Here is a 16,452-nt window from a genome sequence, read left to right on the forward strand (position 1 = left end):
GCCTCAAACACGGCAAGGAGTGATGTAAGTGATTGTTTTTAAATGGAGGCGAGTACCGGAATCGAACCGGTGTACACGGATTTGCAATCCGCTGCGTCACCACTCCGCCAACTCGCCTTTTCAAGCAATATCAGATACTTGCTGTGGTGTGGTCGGCGTTCTAACAGCTTTCTGAGTGAACGTCCAGAGCTTTGAGTGCGATTGTTTCTGCTCTTGTACTAAATTGCGAAGCGCTCTGATAAGATCATTTTGCCGCGCCCGAATTTGCCGTCTGAGCCGTTGCTGCTGGCAGGCGGATGTGGCACAAGCCAATAAGCAGAATGACAAGGATTGAGCGATCAAATGACAGATTTCGCAGCCCGGCGTCTTACGATGGTTGATACTCAAGTCAGGCCCTCGGATGTGACAAAATTCCCGATCATTGATGCGATGCTGTCAGTGGCACGTGAAAATTTCGTGCCGGATTCGCAGCGCGAGGCAGCCTATGTCGGCGATCTGATTGAATTGGGAGGCGGGCGTTGCCTGCTGGAGCCCAGAACTTTGGCCAAGATGTTGGATGCAGTGAATATTTCCAACGATGAAGTGGTTTTGGATATTGCACCTGGATTGGGCTATTCGACTGCGATTGTGGCGCGAATGGCTGAGTTAGTCGTGGCTGTGGAATCCGAAGACGATTTGGCGGCAGAAGCGCAGACACTTCTGATGGAAGCCGATGCAGATAATGCAATTGTTCACACAGGCCCTCTCGAAATGGGTGCCGTTGAGCATGGCCCTTATGATGTAATCTTGGTTCAGGGCGGTGTTGAGCAGTTGCCCGCCACGCTGCTGGATCAGCTCAAGGATGGTGGACGGATCGTTTGCCTGTTCATGGAGGGCAGTCTTGGGACTGTGCGGGTAGGTATTAAGGCTGCAGGCCGGATTTCGTGGCGCTATGCGTTTAATGCCAGCGCTCCGGTTTTGCCCGCGTTTTGCGCTGAGTGTGCATTTTCGCTATAGTTGGCAATAGAAGTATTTTGATGCCTTGATTACTTGAAAACACCGGCGCAAACTGCTCCGGTGGTTGCGTAATTTCGATTTGAGAGGATTTGGTAATGCGCGGGACGACGACAGGAAAGCTGCTCAAAGGTCTCACTTTGGCTGCTGGTATTGCGTTTAGTGCAATACCCGGACGGTCAGTTTGGGCTGACAATCTGACAGATGCGTTTATCGGTGCGTATAATACCAGCGGTCTGCTCGAACAGAACCGTGCATTGCTGCGGGCAGCGGATGAAGACGTCGCAATTGCGCTGTCTGCATTACGTCCCATCATCAACTGGACGGTGCGTGTTAGCCGCGACTACACGCGGACCAATACAAGCAGCCTAATCAACACGACAGAACCCTCCAGTTTTTTCTCGGGCCTTACGCTTAGCCAGTTGATCTATGACGGTGGCGCTTCGGTTCTGGGCAAGCAATCGGCGCAGGAAACCGTTCTTTCCACACGTCAGTCTTTGATCGATATCGAACAGCAAATCCTAATTCGTGCAGCGAATGCTTATTTAGGTGTTTTACTGCAGGAAGAAACTGTCGCGATCCGCCAAAACAACGTGGAAGTGTCAGCCGAGGAACTCCGTGCCTCGCAAGACCGTTTCGAGGTTGGTGAAGTGACACGTACAGACGTTGCGCTGTCCGAGGCACAGTTGGCCAGTTCGCAAGCGGATTTGGCCGTTGCCCGTGGTAACCTGAGCATTGCGCAGGCTGAATACGTGAATGCAGTTGGCAAAACGCCCGGAAGGACGGCTGGCCAGCCGAGGTTGCCAAATCTGCCGCGTTCGGAATCCGATGCTGTCAATCTGGCGCAACGTAACCACCCGGCTATCCTTTCGGCGCAGCATCAGGTTCGCGCGCTGGATCTGATCGTACAGCAACAGCGAGCCAATCTTGGACCGAATGTCAGCTTGAATGCTGATGCAGGTATCACCGAGAGCTATGACAACGACGACTACATCAACGATGCAACAATCTCGTTGAATTTCAATCAGCCGATCTATGCTGGCGGTGGTCTGGCGGCTGCAGTGCGTCGGGCGATGGCGACACGTGACGCGTCTCGCGCGAATTTGCTGAATGTACAGAAAAACATCACTCAAGGAGTTGCGGATCGCTATGCGGCATTTCAGGCCGCTACGGCCAGCTTGCGGGCTTCGACCGAGCGTGTTCGCGCCTCGCAAGTTGCCTTTGACGGTATCCGCGAAGAAGCGACGCTAGGTGCGCGTACAACTTTGGATGTTCTGAACGCGCAGCAGGATTTGTTGGACGCTCAATTGGCTGAAGTTGCGTCTCGGACTGAGCGGTCTCGTGCTGCGTATGAGTTGCTACAGGCACAGGGTTTGTTGACGGCAGAGCGCTTAGGCTTGGCGGTGCAGATTTATGACCCGACCTTGTATTACAACCTCGTCAAAAAGGCGCCATCGCAGGTTAGCAAGCAAAGCCGCGATTTGGATCGGGTGCTCAAGGCATTGCGCCGGGATTAAACAGTATCGCTACCTGTTGTGGCGATGGTTTTGATTGGCTACAATCGAACCAAGGTTAGAGCGGTAGAAAAATATGTCGGATCGTGTTGTAAACGCCAATATTCAGGACGTTCTCTCGTCGGTTAAACGAATGGTCGACGAAGACGCCAGTGGCGAATCGGAATTTATCTTTGTCCCTTCGCCCCCGGCGTCCAAGCCTGGGCGGTTGGTTTTGACCGACGCCCTGCGCGTCAGCGAGGAACCGCTGATTGCCAAGAAGCGGGCACCTCTGAAGTTGATGCCTCATAGCAACGCGGGCGATGAGGCAGAAAGACAGGCCGCGAATACGCCTGACAACCCAGATGAACCGATGCGTTTGCAGTCCAACGAATTTGTGGCTGCGAAAGATGCGGAGGTCAGCACCGAAGAACCAAAGCGTGATCTTGCGGGGAGTTTGAGCGCAAAAATCGAAGCCTTGGAAGCCGCGATCGCCCGGACTGAAGATCAGTGGGAACCGGATGGTGAAAGCGACGATGATTACTCTGGTACCAAGACAAAGGCTGTCGAGTGGCCAGTGGACAAGGGATTTGCGCAGTCTAAGGTCGCACAGCCCGACACAGAGTCCAAAACAGAGGCCGTGTTCATACGCGATCCTTCGGTAAAAGCGGATCCGACACCAAAGCCCACTGGTGCAGTGTTTGAGGAGCAGCAGTTGCGCGAGCTTGTTGCGCAGATCGTCCGAGAAGAGCTGCAAGGCGCATTGGGCGAGCGGATTACCAAGAACCTGCGCAAGATGGTTCGGCGCGAAATTGTGCGCGCATTGGCCGCTGGGGATCGAGACTAATCCTCAGCCCCGATTTGGTGTCTGCGCCATCGAGAGAAACAGGTCCAAATCCATGTGCCGCTCAAGATGGTCGGCAAGGTCGTCCAGAACCTGTTCGACGCCGTCTTCATAGGCGTTTTCTGATACAACGCCCAATCCGGACAGATAGCTGGCGCGAAACGCGTCTGATGTGAAAATCCCGTGCAAATAACTGCCGCGTACGCGTCCATTGGCGCTGGCGGCACCTTCTGGCCTCCCCCCCACCTGCAGCCACGCGCGGGCGCAATCCGGACCTTCGGTCCTACCCATATGGATTTCATAACCGCTGACAGGTTCCTTACCGGGTAGGGCGGCCGCTGATCGCAATGTAACCTGCTTTTCACCGGCCATAGTGGTGGTGACATCCAGCAGCCCCAAACCTTCGACGTGACCTGGGCGACCGTCTACGCCATCCGGATCCGCGATGGTTTTTCCCAGCATCTGATATCCGCCGCAAAGGCCCAGAACGTGTCCTCCCCGACGGACATGGGCATAGAGGTCTATGTCCCAGCCTTGCGCCCGAAAATAGGCCAGATCGCCAATCGTGGATTTGCTGCCGGGCAGCAACACCAGATCGGCATCGCCGGGCAGGGGGCGGCCGGCAGGAATGATCTCGACCGTCACACCGGGTTCTGCCGACAGCGGGTCAAGATCATCGAAATTGGCCATCCGCTCTAGCTGAGGCACAACGATCTTGCACGCGCCTCCGGCATGAGAACGAATATCCATCATATCCTCGGCGGGCAGCTTCCATGCATCGTGAAACCAGGGCACTACGCCAACACAGGGCCAACCGGTCCGGGCCGCGATGTCATCGCGACCTTCATCAAATAGGGACACGTCGCCTTTGAACCGATTTATGGCAAAGCCTCGGATCATCTCGAGATCCCTTGCGTCCAGGACTGCCTGTGTTCCAACGATTTGGGCGATCACTCCGCCACGATGGATATCGCCGACCAGAACAACCGGAACGTCAGCGACACACGCAAATCCCATATTGGCAATATCACCCTTGCGCAAATTGGTCTCAGCCGGGCTGCCCGCGCCCTCGATCAGCACCAAATCGGCGTCGCTGCACAACCGGCCGAAGCTTTCCAAAGCTGCACCCAGAAGCTTGGATTTATCTTTGCGGTAGTCGCCCGCTTTCAATGTGCCTGCGCGCCGGCCCTGAAGGATGATTTGCGCGCCTGTGTCGGTTTCTGGCTTCAACAGGATCGGGTTCATGTCGGTATGCGTCGGCCGTTTCGCCGCCCGCGCCTGCAGGGCTTGCGCGCGCCCGATTTCTCCGCCGTTTTCGGTGACAGCGGCGTTGTTCGACATGTTCTGTGGTTTGAACGGCGCAACCCTCAGCCCGCGTCGGGAATATGCGCGTGCCAGTCCGGCCACCAAAACCGATTTTCCGACATTGCTGCCGGTGCCTTGAATCATGATGGACCGCGCCATGGCCTGTCTCCTATGTTGACGCGCAGATGACCTGATTTAAGGGCAAAGGAAAAGCCCCCTATGAACACACCTGCGCATCTTTTGATCGGCGCCGCCGCTTTTGCACGCCCAGCCCAAGGAGCCGCATTATGTGCAGCGTTACTTGGATCGGTGTTGCCGGACCTGTCGTTGTATGTGATGGCAAGTGCCTCGCTGTATATTCTGAACATCCCGGCACAGGTTGTATTCGACCAGCTTTACTTTTCGCCAGCCTGGCAAACGGTGTTCGCCGTCGACAACTCGTTCTTTGTGTGGGGAACCGCGCTTGGCCTAGGGCTGTGGCGAGGTTGGCACCTATTGACCATAGGTGCGTCCGCAGGGCTGCTGCACTTGGTGATGGATTTCTTTTTGCACGCAGGAGATGGTCGGCCACAATTCTGGCCGCTCAATTCTTGGGTCTTCGACAGCCCCATCAGCTATTGGGACAGTACGCATCACGCCATTTGGATCGCGCCCATATCCATGGCGGTGTGTTTGGCGGCCTATGCGGTGCTGTGGCAACGCGGCCTTTCGATAGGGGCTAAGCTCTTTTTTGCTGTTTTTCTTGCAGCCGAGCTCTGGGTTGCAAGGCAATGGATAATGTACTTTTAGCCTGGTCAATGAAAAACGCGCCCCGTCGTCAGGGCGCGTTTTTTCAATCGGATGCGGGGTTCAATCAGGCCGCTTCGGCCTGCTGAGCCGCATTCCTGCGTTCGCTTTCTTCGCGTGACAGAGCCACCGAAGTCCGGACGCCGCGACCGACGAATTCCATCAATCCACCAACAACCCGCTCATTGGGGTCGATACCGGCGCAGGACAGTACTTCGCGACCATCGCGCGAACGGGCCCAGCGGGCAATTTGTTCTGGCCCATTGCCGTATTTCTTGTCGTCAGCGATGGCATCATCCAGAGCAGCCAGTACAACGGCTGCGAAAAGTTTGCGTGCACGATTGCCTTGTTCGTTATTGAAGGCAGTGCCGTCAACGAAATCTCTCATCTCGTTTTTCCTGTTTTTCTTGCTCTTGCAATTTTCGGCGTGACGGTCCTTATGACCTATTACATGCGATTCGGATACACCTAAATTGCATAACTACGTTGCGTCATTTGCATGGCTCGCTGCATGTGCAGCACTAGGTTTCGTTGTCTTGTCAGGTGTGGTCACGCCAGATATAGGGACAACAACTGACGCATCAACCGTTTGTGAAGGATTTAAGTCATGCCCAAGATAAATGGGAACGAAATTCGCCCCGGCAATGTGCTTGAGCATAACGATGGGCTGTGGGCGGCTGTTAAGGTGGATCACGTAAAGCCCGGTAAAGGCGGTGCTTTTGCACAGGTCGAACTACGCAACCTGCGCAATGGCTCAAAACTGAACGAACGCTTTCGTTCTGCGGACAAGGTTGAGCGCGTACGTCTTGAGCAAAAAGATCAGCAATTCCTGTACGAATCCGATGGCATGTTGGTGTTCATGGATTCTGAGACATACGAACAGATCGAGCTGCCGTCGGAATTGCTGGGCGAGCGCCGCCCGTTTCTGCAGGACGGCATGACCATTGTTGTCGAATTCTACGAGAGCGAGGCATTGAATGCGACGCTGCCGCAAAAGGTGACCTGCAAGATTGTCGAGACCGAACCGGTCGTCAAAGGGCAAACCGCTGCAAACTCGTTCAAACCTGCAATCTTGGATAATGGCGTCAAGGTCATGGTTCCACCGTTTATTGGTCAGGATGAAATGATCATCGTGAATACAGAAACGATGGAATATTCCGAGCGCGCCTAAGCTTGTTCCAACCACATTCGAAAGACCGCATCCTTCAGGTGCGGTCTTTTTTGTTGCGCGGTCGCCGGTATCGTTCGGGGTCTGGACCGAACAGTTCAAGCATCAATTCGAACTTGATGCGATTGGCACTGACTTGGCGATAGAATGCGATTAGGAATGCGGTTGGACCTTGTATGCGTGTTAGCCCGCTGGTGGCAGCAACCACGGTGCCGACGTCCGTACGCCCCTGCAAAACCAGCCATCCGCCAAGCATCAAGATGCCAACCGTCCCGGCACCGTTGATAACGCTCAGCAAGAATTTGGCAGATAATTTCCAGATGAACATGCGACGGCGTGTTTCGTAAATGTCATCAAACAGTGCCTCGATATCTGGAGATACAGCCTCGATATCTTCGGTCGTCAAACGGTCGGTCGAATTGCGCAGGATACGGACCCGTTCGGCGACAAAGACGTTCACGCGCCGTTGCGAGACCAGAACAATGATGATTTGTGGAAGGATCATCGAAAACGCGATCAGACCCAGGCCGGGTTGTGTGGATGAGATATAGCCAATCACACTGATCAACGTTCCGATCTGAACAACGGGGTCGGAAAAGGCGCCGCCTGCAAATTTACCAAGCTCTTCAGCCTCGGCAGAGACGGCAGTGCTCATGGTTCCCTTGCGAAAGGATCCTCCGGTTTGGTTGAGGTCAGCTGCGCGCACCAACAGGCGTTGACGGATCAGGCGGATCAGGTCCTCACCCAAAGTGCCCGCCCGGTAGCCCAGCACCCATTTCAGGGCAAGGCTCAACAAAATGACAGCCATCATGCCAGCACCCAATGTCAACAATCGCTCGACCCCGACATCTGCAGATGTCAGGTGATTGATGATGTCGCGCTGAAATTCCAGCGGAACTGCAGCTAGCGCTGCGACTGCCAATGACAGCAGGATAAGTATAACTTGCCGGCCCGCACTGGCCCGCCAGATTGCCCGATACAGCCGGAACATCTTTTACATCCCTCTTGCAGTTCCGGCGCCAGTGTTACCGCGCAGCGCGATGGGTTCCAGCGAAAACGTGGCGCGAGGTTACCCGTGGGGTTAGTCGGTCAAACGCACGATCGCATCACCCGCCAGCATGTCCCCTTGGGCGCGATCAAGGCGCAGATAGGCAATCGCTTTGCCATTGGATTGCGTAAACAAAGTTCCGGCGGGCTTTCCACCAGACTGTATCTCGGTTCCAACCGGAGCAGCGCCTGTAATTTCTACAACACGCAAACCTTTGCGCAGTTCGGTTTTGTGCTTCATGCGCGCAGTGACTTCCTGGCCAACATAGCAACCTTTTTTGAAGTCGAGGCCATTCAGGGCTTCGAAACCGGCTTCAAGTATGTAGCTGTCTGGCGTTAGTTCGATGTTTGTCTCTGGAATGCAATGACGGACGCGGATCGCATCCCAGTCTGTACCATCTTCGTCTTCCGGTGCCGAAGAATAGCCGCGCCAGCCAAGATCGGGATGCCTTGGATCGGGCAGGGCGCCTTCTGGCGCGGGGCCTGTGCCGCGCTGCAGATTGAGGTCGGTTGCTTCGATCGCAACATCAGCTCGCAGCTTGAACATCGTCAGGCGCTTATTCAGCGCGTCGGCCAGATCCTCTGCCACGTCCAGCAGAACCGATGATCCGTCCCGTTTCAAAAAGAAATCAGCCAGATACTTGCCCTGCGGGGTCAGCAGGGCAGCGTAGACCAACCCCTCATTCAACCGCTGTACGTCATTTGTGATCAGCCCTTGCAGAAAGCTGTCTGTATCCTTGCCGGTCAGGCGCAGAATGCGGCGATTGGGCATGGGTTGATCCTCGTCATTTGGTCTGGCCTCGTGATATAGGAGAACGCGCCGCCATGACCAGAGGGTATCAGACGTGTCCGCCCCAATCAGCATCGTAATCCCGACATTGAATGCAGGGCAGGAGCTGCCAAGTACACTGCAATCGCTGATGGAAGGTCTGCAACAGGGACTGATCCGCGAGTTGATCGTCAGCGATGCTGGTTCGGATGATCACACGCTAGAGATCGCTGATGAGGCAGGGGCCCGGATCGTGTCAGGCGCCCCATCACGCGGCGGGCAATTGCGGAGGGGATGCGCTAAGGCCAAAGCTGACTGGTTACTGATCTTGCACGCGGATACCGAGTTGCAACCGGGCTGGACCGCAGCGGTGGCAGAACATCTGAACACAGGCCAACCTGCGGCCTTTCGTTTGCGGTTCCGCGCCAAGGGCGTGGCCCCACTCTGGGTTGCTGGCTGGGCGAATTTGCGCAGCCGCCTATTCGGTTTGCCTTACGGCGATCAGGGACTGTTGGTCCAGCGCCAGACCTATCTGTCGGCGGGTGGGTATCCGGATCAGCCATTGATGGAAGATGTCGCTCTGGTTCGCGCCCTGCCGCGCTCGGTGCTGTTAAAAGCGAATGCGGTTACGAATGCGGAACGCTATATCCGTCAGGGCTGGTTTCGGCGGGGTGCGCGGAATCTCTGGACATTGGCGCGCTATTTTCTTGGTGCCGATCCGGCGAAGTTGGCGAAGGCATATCGGGGATAAAGGCGGTGCGCAGTTCAACAATGGACTTGCCGAGGCGAAACGGGGCCGCAAAACTGACCAGACATAGGGCGATGATCTGTAAGACCAGAATATGCGCATTGGCCTGCAGATATTCCCATTCTTCCTTCAACTTGCCCACCTGATCAATCAGATCGTCATAGCTCTGGGCTAGGATCAGGTAGTCGCCTGCGATGGCAGGTACTTTGCGGCGCATGTTGTTAACGGCGGCTTGCGTGGTTTCATCCAGAGAAGTGAACACCAGAAACTGCTGGATATCAAAAGCATCGGCCTTAGCGGCCATATCACGAGCCTCTTCCATCTCGTCCTTTGATGTCCGGCCAAACAGGAAATGCAGCCCTTGCAGCGGTGCAACTTCGTTTGTGACCGCAATAAAGAGCGGTAAATCGGCATTGCTGGCGGTCGAGGCAGACAAGAATTCCACCTTTTCACACAAAACGGCGGTATCGGGATCATATGCCGGGTCGCAAAACCGCAGTCGAAAGCGTGCTGCATCGCGGTCGAAGGCCAAAGTTGCAGCATAAGCGACGTCAATTTGCCGATCCAATCGTGAACTGTCTGATGTGTAGAGCCCCGCCAGTACGGCGACCAATGCGCCGATCCCGCCCAAAACCACCCAGACAAGATCTGCCAGTTTCCAGGCTCGATGTCCCGCTGGCTTCCGGAATAAGAAGCCCGTTCCCAATAGGCCGATCAGAAACGAAAGAATAAGCAACGGTAGTTGATTGTCGGCAATAAATGTCATGTGTACAGAATGTACGGTCTGAGGTTGTTCAGACAATAGTGTTCACGCGCAGTTGTATCTCATGACACCACGAAAAAGGCGTCAGGATCCCGAGCTTTGGCCGAATTTGCGGAACAGTTTGGTCCTGTCGAATGCCTGCTCAAGCTCTTCCGTACGTTCTTTCACGCTGTCCCACAGACGTTCTTGCATTTCGGCGATCACACATTCCAACAGTACCAGGATCGAGGCCATGGAATCCCACGCAGACGGAACCGCGATACGCGCTGCAAATGTGTGCTTTGCCAGCCGATGGATCGGCGAACGCCATTGATCCGTCAGCAGCACGACCTCGGCGCCTCGTTCATGGCAAAGCTGTCCGATCAGCAGCGTGGTGTTTTCGTACCGCCGCACATCCAAGGCCACCAACACGTCCCCTTCACGCACCTCAAGCAGATCATGGGTCCAGGAGGCCGCATCTGATAGCAGTTTCACGTCGGGCCGTATCATTTGCAGGTGCAGATATAGATACTGCGCCAGCGTCCCGGTAATGCGTCCTCCGGTTATGAAAATGCGTCGATCCGGATCGCACAATAGGCGGCAAAAGCTGTCGAACTCTTCCGGAGCCACCTCATCGATAGAACGCCGTTGGTTGTCCAGCGCCTGCCGGGAATAGCGGTTTAGGATATGTTCATCTGGCAGATCATTTTGCCAGACATCCCGCTTGGCAACGGGACCCGAGATCATCTCTTTCACTTCGCTGCGGATAGCGGCTTGAAACTGAGGATAGCCGCCAAATCCGGTTTTCTGCAGCATACGCGCGACTGTCGTGGTTGAAACCGAGGCGATGCTTGCAAATTCCGTAATGCTGCCAAGACCTGCCATTGGATAATCATCCAGCAGCACATTCACCAATTGCCGCTCCGATGGGGTCATCGTTTCGCGATGGGCAAGGAGTCTTTCAGTTACGCGCACGGATTACATCCTCTTTGGTTGTCCACCATCCAATGTGCAATATTTGACATCTGAAACGGTTGTGTGAGATATTTTACAGGAAAATTATTGACAGGTTAAGGCTGGGTGTAGAAATTTTTTCCCATGGAATCGCACAACAACCTTTCGCCGGTCGGGCATCTGGATTTTGGACCAGTAGTTCACGCACGCGAACCGGCGGACCGCCCATCGGTCATCGTGGTCTGTGAACATGCATCGTGCCGGATACCCAAAGAATTGAGGGACTTGGGTCTAAACGCCGATGCTTTGCGCAGCCATATCGCATGGGATCCGGGTGCTTTGCCTGTCGCGCAGGCTATGGCACGACAAATGTCTGCTTCATTGATCTACGGAGGCGTTTCGCGGCTTGTTTATGACTGTAATCGGCCACCTGAAGCCGACGATGCGATGCCTGCTAACAGCGAGGATTTCGCCATTCCGGGCAACGCCTCCCTGTCCGACGCTGATCGCAAGGCCCGAGTCGATGAGGTCTATAAGCCATTTTGTTTGGAACTTGCAGGAATGTTGGATCGTCATCGCGAAACGCTTGAGTTGATGGTGACAATTCATAGCTTTACGCCCGTGTATCGGGGACAGAAACGGACTGTCGAATTGGGCTTATTGCATGGCGAAGACGAGCGCTTTGCGTTGAAAATGCTGGAAAAAGCCCCTGCGGACCTACCGCTGAAGACGCGCCTGAATGAGCCATACTCAGCCCGCGATGGCGTGGCACATACGCTGGACGTTCATGCGAAACCAAGAGGTTTGCTGAACGTCATGATCGAAATTCGCAATGATTTGATCGAGACGCCCGAGCAACAACAAGCGATTGCTGATGATCTGGTGCACTGGATCGAAAACACGATGAGCGCGATCCAAAGCGAGGGCGCGCGGCAATGAAAATGATGGCCGCATATGTGCGCATCATTGATGCGGTGAACTATCGGATCGGACGGGTCATGATGTGGGGCCTGTTTGTGATGATGGGGATTTTGCTGTGGTCCTCGATCTCGAAAACGTTCTTTTTGCCATCGCTCTGGACGTTGGAAATGGCGCAGTTTGCAATGGTGACCTATTACATCATAGGAGGTCCGTACTCGATCCAATTGGGTTCGAACGTCCGGATGGATCTGTTTTATCACAATTGGAGCCCGCGCCGAAAAGCTTGGTTCGACGCCTGCACGGTGTTGTTACTGATCCTATATCTTGGCGTGCTGTTCTATGGTGGACTTGGTTCGACCGCCTACAGCCTCGGCTATTGGGGCGATGAACCGGTTTCCTATTTCACAGGCCTTCTGACCGGCAGTGAAGGGATCGGGAGACTGGAACGCTCATCGACTGCATGGAGGCCCTATATCTGGCCGGTCAAGGCAATTATGGTGTTCGGCTTCTTTCTTATGCTGCTGCAAGCAATTTCTGAACTCTTCAAAGACATCGCGCGGATCAACGGGCAGGAAATCGGGGTCAGCCGGGCATGAGTCAGGAATATATCGCCATTTTCATGTTTGCCTCAATGATGCTGATGCTGTTTACAGGTCAGCGCGTTTTCGGGGCCATCGGCGCGGTTTCGGCGATTGCGGCGCTGGCACTGTGGGGAACAGGCGGGCAGGATATTCCCTTTTCGGCCGCGATGAAACTGATGAAGTGGTATCCGCTGCTCACGCTGCCGATGTTTATCTTCATGGGTTATGTTCTGAGTGAAAGCCGCCTGGCTGACGACCTCTATCGCATGTTTCACGTTTGGATGGGGCCGGTGAACGGAGGTCTTGCGATCGGTACAATCGGGCTGATGGTTCTGGTTTCCGCTATGAACGGCCTCAGTGTCGCCGGAATGGCCATTGGGGCGACAATTGCTTTGCCCGAGCTTTTGCGGCGCGGATACGACAAGACCATGGTGACCGGGGTCATTCAAGCCGGATCGAGCCTGGGGATTCTCGTGCCGCCCTCCGTGGTTCTAGTGCTCTATGCCATGATCGCGCGGCAACCTGTGGGTCAGCTGTGGTTGGCCGGTATTGTGCCCGGGCTGCTGATGGCGTCAATGTTCATCCTCTACATATGGATACGCTGTCGCATTCAACCTCAGCTCGGCCCAGCGATGAAGGACGCGCACGAAGTGCCTCGGGCCGAAAAAATCCGGTTGTTGGGGGCAGGCGCTCTGCCGCTGATAATCTTCGCGTCCATGATGATCCCCTTCGTCAATGGCTGGACCTCGCTTGTTGAAAGTTCAGCGATCGGGGCGCTGGCGGCTTTAGCGGCCTCGGTTCTCAAACGCCGGATGACGTGGAAAATCTTTGAAGACTGCACCAAGCAAACGCTGGCCATATCCTGCATGTTCATGTGGATCATTCTGGCCGCGCTGGGATTTGGAGCCGTATTTGATGGATTGGGTGCGGTTAAGGCCATCGACAATCTGTTCACCGAACAACTCAATCTTTCACCATGGATGATCCTGATCCTGATGCAGCTCAGCTTTATCGTAATGGGCACGTTCCTCGATGATACCGCGATGCTCGTCATCGTTGCTCCGCTATATGTACCGCTGGTGGGGGCATTGGGTTTTGATCTGATCTGGTATGGCGTGCTTTATACGATCACGACCCAGATCGCCTATATGACGCCGCCGTTCGGCTACAATCTGTTCCTGATGCGAGCGATGGCCCCGCCCGAGATTACGCTGCGCGATATCTATCGCTCGATCTTTCCTTTTGTGGGCGTAATGGTTCTAGCGCTCGCGATAATCATGATCTTCCCGGAAATAGCGCTTTGGCTGCCCGGATATGTTTACGGAAATTAACCAGAAGGCCCGGCAAACGGGCACTTGAACTTTAACGGAGAGGAAATTGACATGACGACAAGACGTAAGTTTCTCAAAACTGCCGGGGTGGGGGTTGCAGCTGCACCATTGGCCGCACCGGCGCTGGCGCAAAGTACGATTACATGGCGGATGCAGACCTATGCGGGGCCAGCGCTTGCGGCCCATGTGATCGATCCAGCCATCGAGATGTTCAACAAGATCGCAGGTGACCGGATGCAGATCGAGCTGTTCTATGCCGATCAGCTTGTGCCCACCGGAGAGCTGTTCCGTGCCATGCAGAAGGGCACCATCGATGCGGTGCAGTCGGATGATGACTCGATGGCTTCACCCACCGAGGTCACTGTTTTCGGCGGCTATTTCCCATTTGCCTCGCGCTATTCGCTGGACGTGCCGGTTCTGTTCAACCAGTGGGGCCTGAACGAGATCTGGGATGAAGAGTATTCCAAGGTCGGCGTCAAACACATCAGCGCCGGCGCCTGGGATCCCTGCCATTTTGCCACCAAGGATCCGATCAATTCTCTGGAGGATATGAAGGGCAAGCGCATCTTCACTTTCCCGACGGCGGGCCGGTTCCTGTCGCAGTTCGGCGTGGTTCCTGTGACCCTGCCGTGGGAAGACATCGAAGTCGCGGTGCAAACCGGAGAGCTGGACGGCATCGCGTGGTCAGGCATTACCGAAGACTACACCGTCGGTTGGGCCGATGTGACCAACTACTTCCTGACCAACAACGTATCGGGCGCCTGGGCGGGTCACTTCTTTGCCAATATGGACCGTTGGAACGAACTGCCCGAAGACTTGCAGACGTTGTTCCGCGCTTGCTGTGATCAGTCGCACTATTATCGCCAGTGGTGGTATTGGGGTGGTGAAGCCAACCTTCGCGTCAATGGCACCAAGATGCAACTGACCACAATTCCAGATGCCGAATGGGCGCAGGTCGAAGAAGCGGCTGTCAAATTCTGGGATGAGATTGCAGCTGAATCCGAGACCAAGGCCAAGGTTGTTGAAATCTTCAAGAATTATAACGCCGAAATGCAAAAGGCCGGTCGGCCCTATCGCTACGGCTGACCCAACTCGACCGGTCCGCGAGCGAGCGGGCCGGTCGCAACTGCGCAAAAAATTTTCGTTGATAATTATCAATCAAACTGGACGAGTTTATTTGATCCTGCGACATCGGGCGCGGCGCTCTGTCAGGCACACAATTTACCAACATGGGCCTGCGAGACGCATTCATCCGAACGTTTCCAATACCCCAGCCAAACTTCGTCGAATGTGCCTTCATCGACCCAAATGCCATCCAACGGACCGGGGACAATACCCCAGTCCTTTGAGCGCAGTGCAGTAACGGGCTTGCAGACCTCGTCCTTCACCTCACATATTGGTCACAGGTGAGGGAGTTTTTCATGACAAAAGAGATTGTTCTGATCCATGGAGCTTTTGCCGGGCCGTGGTGCATGCAGGATTACGCGGAGTTCTTTCGCGCACGTGGCTGGTCGGTACACACACCTGCGTTGCGGTATCATGGCGGCGACCCTAACGCCGAACCCGAACCGGGCCTGACCGAAACCAGCGTCTTGGATTACGCCAATGACATTGCCGACTTCGTACAAGGGTTGGATAGCAAACCGGTGCTGCTAGGCCATGCCATCGCGGGCGTAGTGGCACAACAGGTGGCCTCTCGCGGTTTGGCCAGCGCCATTGTCCTGATCAACCCGAATGCGGCCTGGGGTACCTTGCCGGAAACCGACGACGAACGCGCTGTGCCGCGGGCGCTGATGGAGGGCGGGGCGTTCTGGAAACAGCCCATGCGCGTCGATTTCGATCTGATGGCCCCCTTTGCGCTGAACAAGATGCCCGAGGCGCAGCAGCATGAGGTGTTCGATCAACTCGGCCCGGAAAGCGGGCGGGTGATGTTCGAGATGTTCTTCTGGATGTTCGACGATCACCACGCAATGAAGGTGGATATCGACAAGGTCGACTGTCCGGTGCTGATCGTTTCAGGCACCGAGGACCGGGCCGTGAACCCCAACACCTGCCGTGCACTGGCGAAGCTTTACGGAGACCGCGCGACGTTTCTGCCAGTCGAAAACCACGCGCATTTTCTGTTCATGGAACCGGGCTGGGAAGGCCCAGCCGGACAGATCGCCAATTGGCTGGATCAGAATGTTGGGTAGGATGGGGTTTCACCCCATCGCTCCCATTCCGCTTTGATGGGTTGAAAACCCATCCTACGTCAGTTGTTGGTTTGAAACGTGCTCTGCGGTTTCCAGACCAGAGAGCCATCGTCATTGCGATGACACCGCAACAGTCGTTCCTCGCGCGTGCTGATGGTTGAGGTGACGGTATTGTCTCCGGTCAGCAGGATGAAGGCGTCTGGCGAATAGGCCATGCCGTCATAGTAGCAAAACCGCGTCTCGGCGCCGTCTGGAATGGGCGATGCGGTGCTGAGCATCTGCTGCGCTGGGGCTGCCGAGGCCAGCAGGGTCAGGGCCAGCCCGAGGGTAAGTGTTTTCATGTCGTCCTCCCGTTTGGAAAATTGTTCGTGGTTAAATTGGGTCTTGGACGCTCGGAACCTCAAATGTCGTTCTTGGATGACGGATTGAAGGTAAGTGTGAACGGGATCAACGGGTTAGGCAAGGGGATTGCGGTGTGCCGGACTGAAGCCCGACCTGCGGGGTGTGGGATCGTCCCGCACTATCCATCCAATGCTTGATGCTAAGCATTAAGCACGCGCCCGACCCGCCCCCATGGT

Annotated in this window: 18 protein-coding genes, 1 tRNA gene and 1 pseudogene; 11 read left to right on the forward strand and 9 right to left on the reverse strand. The window is 55.3% G+C overall.

All coding sequences use genetic code 11. The features are described from left to right. Positions 1 to 43: 43 nt before the first annotated feature. Positions 44 to 117, reverse strand: a tRNA-Cys gene (locus ACR0JR_RS00005). Between the two features lie 225 nt (positions 118 to 342). Here ACR0JR_RS00005 and ACR0JR_RS00010 point away from each other — a divergent pair. The 3 genes from ACR0JR_RS00010 (at position 343) to ACR0JR_RS00020 (ending at position 3,333) form a co-directional block, all read left to right on the forward strand. Continuing rightward, positions 343 to 996: a protein-L-isoaspartate O-methyltransferase family protein gene (locus ACR0JR_RS00010; protein WP_170779206.1), complete on the forward strand. Its 654-nt coding sequence runs from the start codon at positions 343 to 345 to the stop codon at positions 994 to 996. Positions 997 to 1,091: 95 nt separating this feature from the next. After that, positions 1,092 to 2,510, forward strand: a complete 1,419-nt coding sequence (locus tag ACR0JR_RS00015) for a TolC family outer membrane protein (RefSeq protein ID WP_010439027.1) — start codon at positions 1,092 to 1,094, stop codon at positions 2,508 to 2,510. 73 nt (positions 2,511 to 2,583) lie between these two features. Further along, positions 2,584 to 3,333, forward strand: coding sequence for a hypothetical protein (locus ACR0JR_RS00020; RefSeq protein ID WP_480454565.1), 750 nt, complete (start codon positions 2,584 to 2,586; stop codon positions 3,331 to 3,333). Between the two features lie 3 nt (positions 3,334 to 3,336). Here the strand turns inward: ACR0JR_RS00020 and ACR0JR_RS00025 are convergent, their stop codons facing one another. Next, positions 3,337 to 4,794 (reverse strand): cobyric acid synthase, encoded by a 1,458-nt coding sequence (locus tag ACR0JR_RS00025; RefSeq protein WP_480454566.1) that lies wholly within the window; start codon positions 4,792 to 4,794, stop codon positions 3,337 to 3,339. A gap of 81 nt (positions 4,795 to 4,875) precedes the next feature. Here ACR0JR_RS00025 and ACR0JR_RS00030 point away from each other — a divergent pair, with 81 nt between their 5' ends. Then, complete coding sequence (locus tag ACR0JR_RS00030) at positions 4,876 to 5,424, forward strand: cobalamin biosynthesis protein CobQ (protein WP_480454567.1); 549 nt, start codon at positions 4,876 to 4,878, stop codon at positions 5,422 to 5,424. A gap of 64 nt (positions 5,425 to 5,488) precedes the next feature. Here ACR0JR_RS00030 and ACR0JR_RS00035 read toward each other — a convergent pair whose 3' ends face one another. Continuing rightward, positions 5,489 to 5,809 carry a DUF6280 family protein gene (locus ACR0JR_RS00035; protein ID WP_008757056.1) on the reverse strand — a complete coding sequence of 107 codons (321 nt, stop codon included), beginning with the start codon at positions 5,807 to 5,809 and terminating at the stop codon, positions 5,489 to 5,491. A 219-nt stretch (positions 5,810 to 6,028) separates the two neighbouring features. On the opposite strand from ACR0JR_RS00035, the gene efp reads away from it, so the two are divergent. Further along, positions 6,029 to 6,592 carry an elongation factor P gene (gene efp, locus ACR0JR_RS00040; protein WP_010439041.1) on the forward strand — a complete coding sequence of 188 codons (564 nt, stop codon included), beginning with the start codon at positions 6,029 to 6,031 and terminating at the stop codon, positions 6,590 to 6,592. Between the two features lie 34 nt (positions 6,593 to 6,626). Here the strand turns inward: efp and ACR0JR_RS00045 are convergent, their stop codons facing one another. Beyond that, complete coding sequence (locus ACR0JR_RS00045) at positions 6,627 to 7,580, reverse strand: ABC transporter transmembrane domain-containing protein (RefSeq protein WP_480454569.1); 954 nt, start codon at positions 7,578 to 7,580, stop codon at positions 6,627 to 6,629. A gap of 90 nt (positions 7,581 to 7,670) precedes the next feature. Beyond that, positions 7,671 to 8,408 (reverse strand): CAF17-like 4Fe-4S cluster assembly/insertion protein YgfZ, encoded by a 738-nt coding sequence (gene ygfZ / locus ACR0JR_RS00050; RefSeq protein ID WP_480454570.1) that lies wholly within the window; start codon positions 8,406 to 8,408, stop codon positions 7,671 to 7,673. 73 nt (positions 8,409 to 8,481) lie between these two features. Here ygfZ and ACR0JR_RS00055 point away from each other — a divergent pair, with 73 nt between their 5' ends. Then, entirely contained in the window at positions 8,482 to 9,156 is a 675-nt protein-coding gene (locus ACR0JR_RS00055; protein ID WP_480454571.1) for a TIGR04283 family arsenosugar biosynthesis glycosyltransferase, read from the forward strand. 7 nt (positions 9,157 to 9,163) lie between these two features. On the opposite strand, the pseudogene ACR0JR_RS00060 reads toward ACR0JR_RS00055, so the two are convergent. Together ACR0JR_RS00060 and ACR0JR_RS00065 are read right to left on the reverse strand one after the other, a co-directional pair. Then, positions 9,164 to 9,919 (reverse strand): annotated as a pseudogene (locus ACR0JR_RS00060) (hypothetical protein); the annotation flags it as partial. An 81-nt stretch (positions 9,920 to 10,000) separates the two neighbouring features. Continuing rightward, complete coding sequence (locus tag ACR0JR_RS00065; protein WP_480454572.1) at positions 10,001 to 10,870, reverse strand: MurR/RpiR family transcriptional regulator; 870 nt, start codon at positions 10,868 to 10,870, stop codon at positions 10,001 to 10,003. Positions 10,871 to 10,993: 123 nt separating this feature from the next. Between ACR0JR_RS00065 and ACR0JR_RS00070 the strand changes: the two genes are divergently transcribed. Genes ACR0JR_RS00070 through ACR0JR_RS00085 form a run of 4 tightly spaced genes read left to right on the forward strand, consistent with a single transcriptional unit; the run spans position 10,994 to position 14,768 of the window. Further along, positions 10,994 to 11,788: an N-formylglutamate amidohydrolase gene (locus ACR0JR_RS00070; RefSeq protein ID WP_480454573.1), complete on the forward strand. Its 795-nt coding sequence runs from the start codon at positions 10,994 to 10,996 to the stop codon at positions 11,786 to 11,788. Further along, positions 11,785 to 12,366: a TRAP transporter small permease subunit gene (locus ACR0JR_RS00075; protein WP_480454574.1), complete on the forward strand. Its 582-nt coding sequence runs from the start codon at positions 11,785 to 11,787 to the stop codon at positions 12,364 to 12,366. Before ACR0JR_RS00070 ends, ACR0JR_RS00075 begins: the two co-directional genes overlap by 4 nt. Then, complete coding sequence (locus ACR0JR_RS00080; protein WP_170779189.1) at positions 12,363 to 13,682, forward strand: TRAP transporter large permease subunit; 1,320 nt, start codon at positions 12,363 to 12,365, stop codon at positions 13,680 to 13,682. Before ACR0JR_RS00075 ends, ACR0JR_RS00080 begins: the two co-directional genes overlap by 4 nt. A gap of 51 nt (positions 13,683 to 13,733) precedes the next feature. Next, positions 13,734 to 14,768 carry a TRAP transporter substrate-binding protein gene (locus ACR0JR_RS00085; RefSeq protein WP_480454575.1) on the forward strand — a complete coding sequence of 345 codons (1,035 nt, stop codon included), beginning with the start codon at positions 13,734 to 13,736 and terminating at the stop codon, positions 14,766 to 14,768. A 122-nt stretch (positions 14,769 to 14,890) separates the two neighbouring features. Here the strand turns inward: ACR0JR_RS00085 and ACR0JR_RS00090 are convergent, their stop codons facing one another. Next, positions 14,891 to 15,070 carry a hypothetical protein gene (locus ACR0JR_RS00090; protein WP_170779187.1) on the reverse strand — a complete coding sequence of 60 codons (180 nt, stop codon included), beginning with the start codon at positions 15,068 to 15,070 and terminating at the stop codon, positions 14,891 to 14,893. Positions 15,071 to 15,103: 33 nt separating this feature from the next. On the opposite strand from ACR0JR_RS00090, the gene ACR0JR_RS00095 reads away from it, so the two are divergent. Continuing rightward, positions 15,104 to 15,874: an alpha/beta hydrolase gene (locus ACR0JR_RS00095; RefSeq protein WP_480454576.1), complete on the forward strand. Its 771-nt coding sequence runs from the start codon at positions 15,104 to 15,106 to the stop codon at positions 15,872 to 15,874. Between the two features lie 59 nt (positions 15,875 to 15,933). Here ACR0JR_RS00095 and ACR0JR_RS00100 read toward each other — a convergent pair whose 3' ends face one another. Continuing rightward, entirely contained in the window at positions 15,934 to 16,215 is a 282-nt protein-coding gene (locus ACR0JR_RS00100) for a hypothetical protein (protein ID WP_170420982.1), read from the reverse strand. Positions 16,216 to 16,452 lie beyond the last annotated feature (237 nt).

It is taken from the genome of Ruegeria sp. AA3, from assembly GCF_056542905.1.

Bases quoted from the DNA above. Each gene is read 5' to 3' on its own strand.
- ACR0JR_RS00010 (WP_170779206.1), top strand. From the start codon at position 343: ATGACAGATTTCGCAGCCCGGCGTCTTACGATGGTTGATACTCAAGTC.
- ACR0JR_RS00015 (WP_010439027.1), top strand. From the start codon at position 1,092: ATGCGCGGGACGACGACAGGAAAGCTGCTCAAAGGTCTCACTTTGGCT.
- ACR0JR_RS00020 (WP_480454565.1), top strand. From the start codon at position 2,584: ATGTCGGATCGTGTTGTAAACGCCAATATTCAGGACGTTCTCTCGTCG.
- ACR0JR_RS00025 (WP_480454566.1), bottom strand. From the start codon at position 4,794: ATGGCGCGGTCCATCATGATTCAAGGCACCGGCAGCAATGTCGGAAAA.
- ACR0JR_RS00035 (WP_008757056.1), bottom strand. From the start codon at position 5,809: ATGAGAGATTTCGTTGACGGCACTGCCTTCAATAACGAACAAGGCAAT.
- efp (WP_010439041.1), top strand. From the start codon at position 6,029: ATGCCCAAGATAAATGGGAACGAAATTCGCCCCGGCAATGTGCTTGAG.
- ACR0JR_RS00045 (WP_480454569.1), bottom strand. From the start codon at position 7,580: ATGTTCCGGCTGTATCGGGCAATCTGGCGGGCCAGTGCGGGCCGGCAA.
- ygfZ (WP_480454570.1), bottom strand. From the start codon at position 8,408: ATGCCCAATCGCCGCATTCTGCGCCTGACCGGCAAGGATACAGACAGC.
- ACR0JR_RS00070 (WP_480454573.1), top strand. From the start codon at position 10,994: ATGGAATCGCACAACAACCTTTCGCCGGTCGGGCATCTGGATTTTGGA.
- ACR0JR_RS00075 (WP_480454574.1), top strand. From the start codon at position 11,785: ATGAAAATGATGGCCGCATATGTGCGCATCATTGATGCGGTGAACTAT.
- ACR0JR_RS00080 (WP_170779189.1), top strand. From the start codon at position 12,363: ATGAGTCAGGAATATATCGCCATTTTCATGTTTGCCTCAATGATGCTG.
- ACR0JR_RS00085 (WP_480454575.1), top strand. From the start codon at position 13,734: ATGACGACAAGACGTAAGTTTCTCAAAACTGCCGGGGTGGGGGTTGCA.
- ACR0JR_RS00095 (WP_480454576.1), top strand. From the start codon at position 15,104: ATGACAAAAGAGATTGTTCTGATCCATGGAGCTTTTGCCGGGCCGTGG.
- ACR0JR_RS00100 (WP_170420982.1), bottom strand. From the start codon at position 16,215: ATGAAAACACTTACCCTCGGGCTGGCCCTGACCCTGCTGGCCTCGGCA.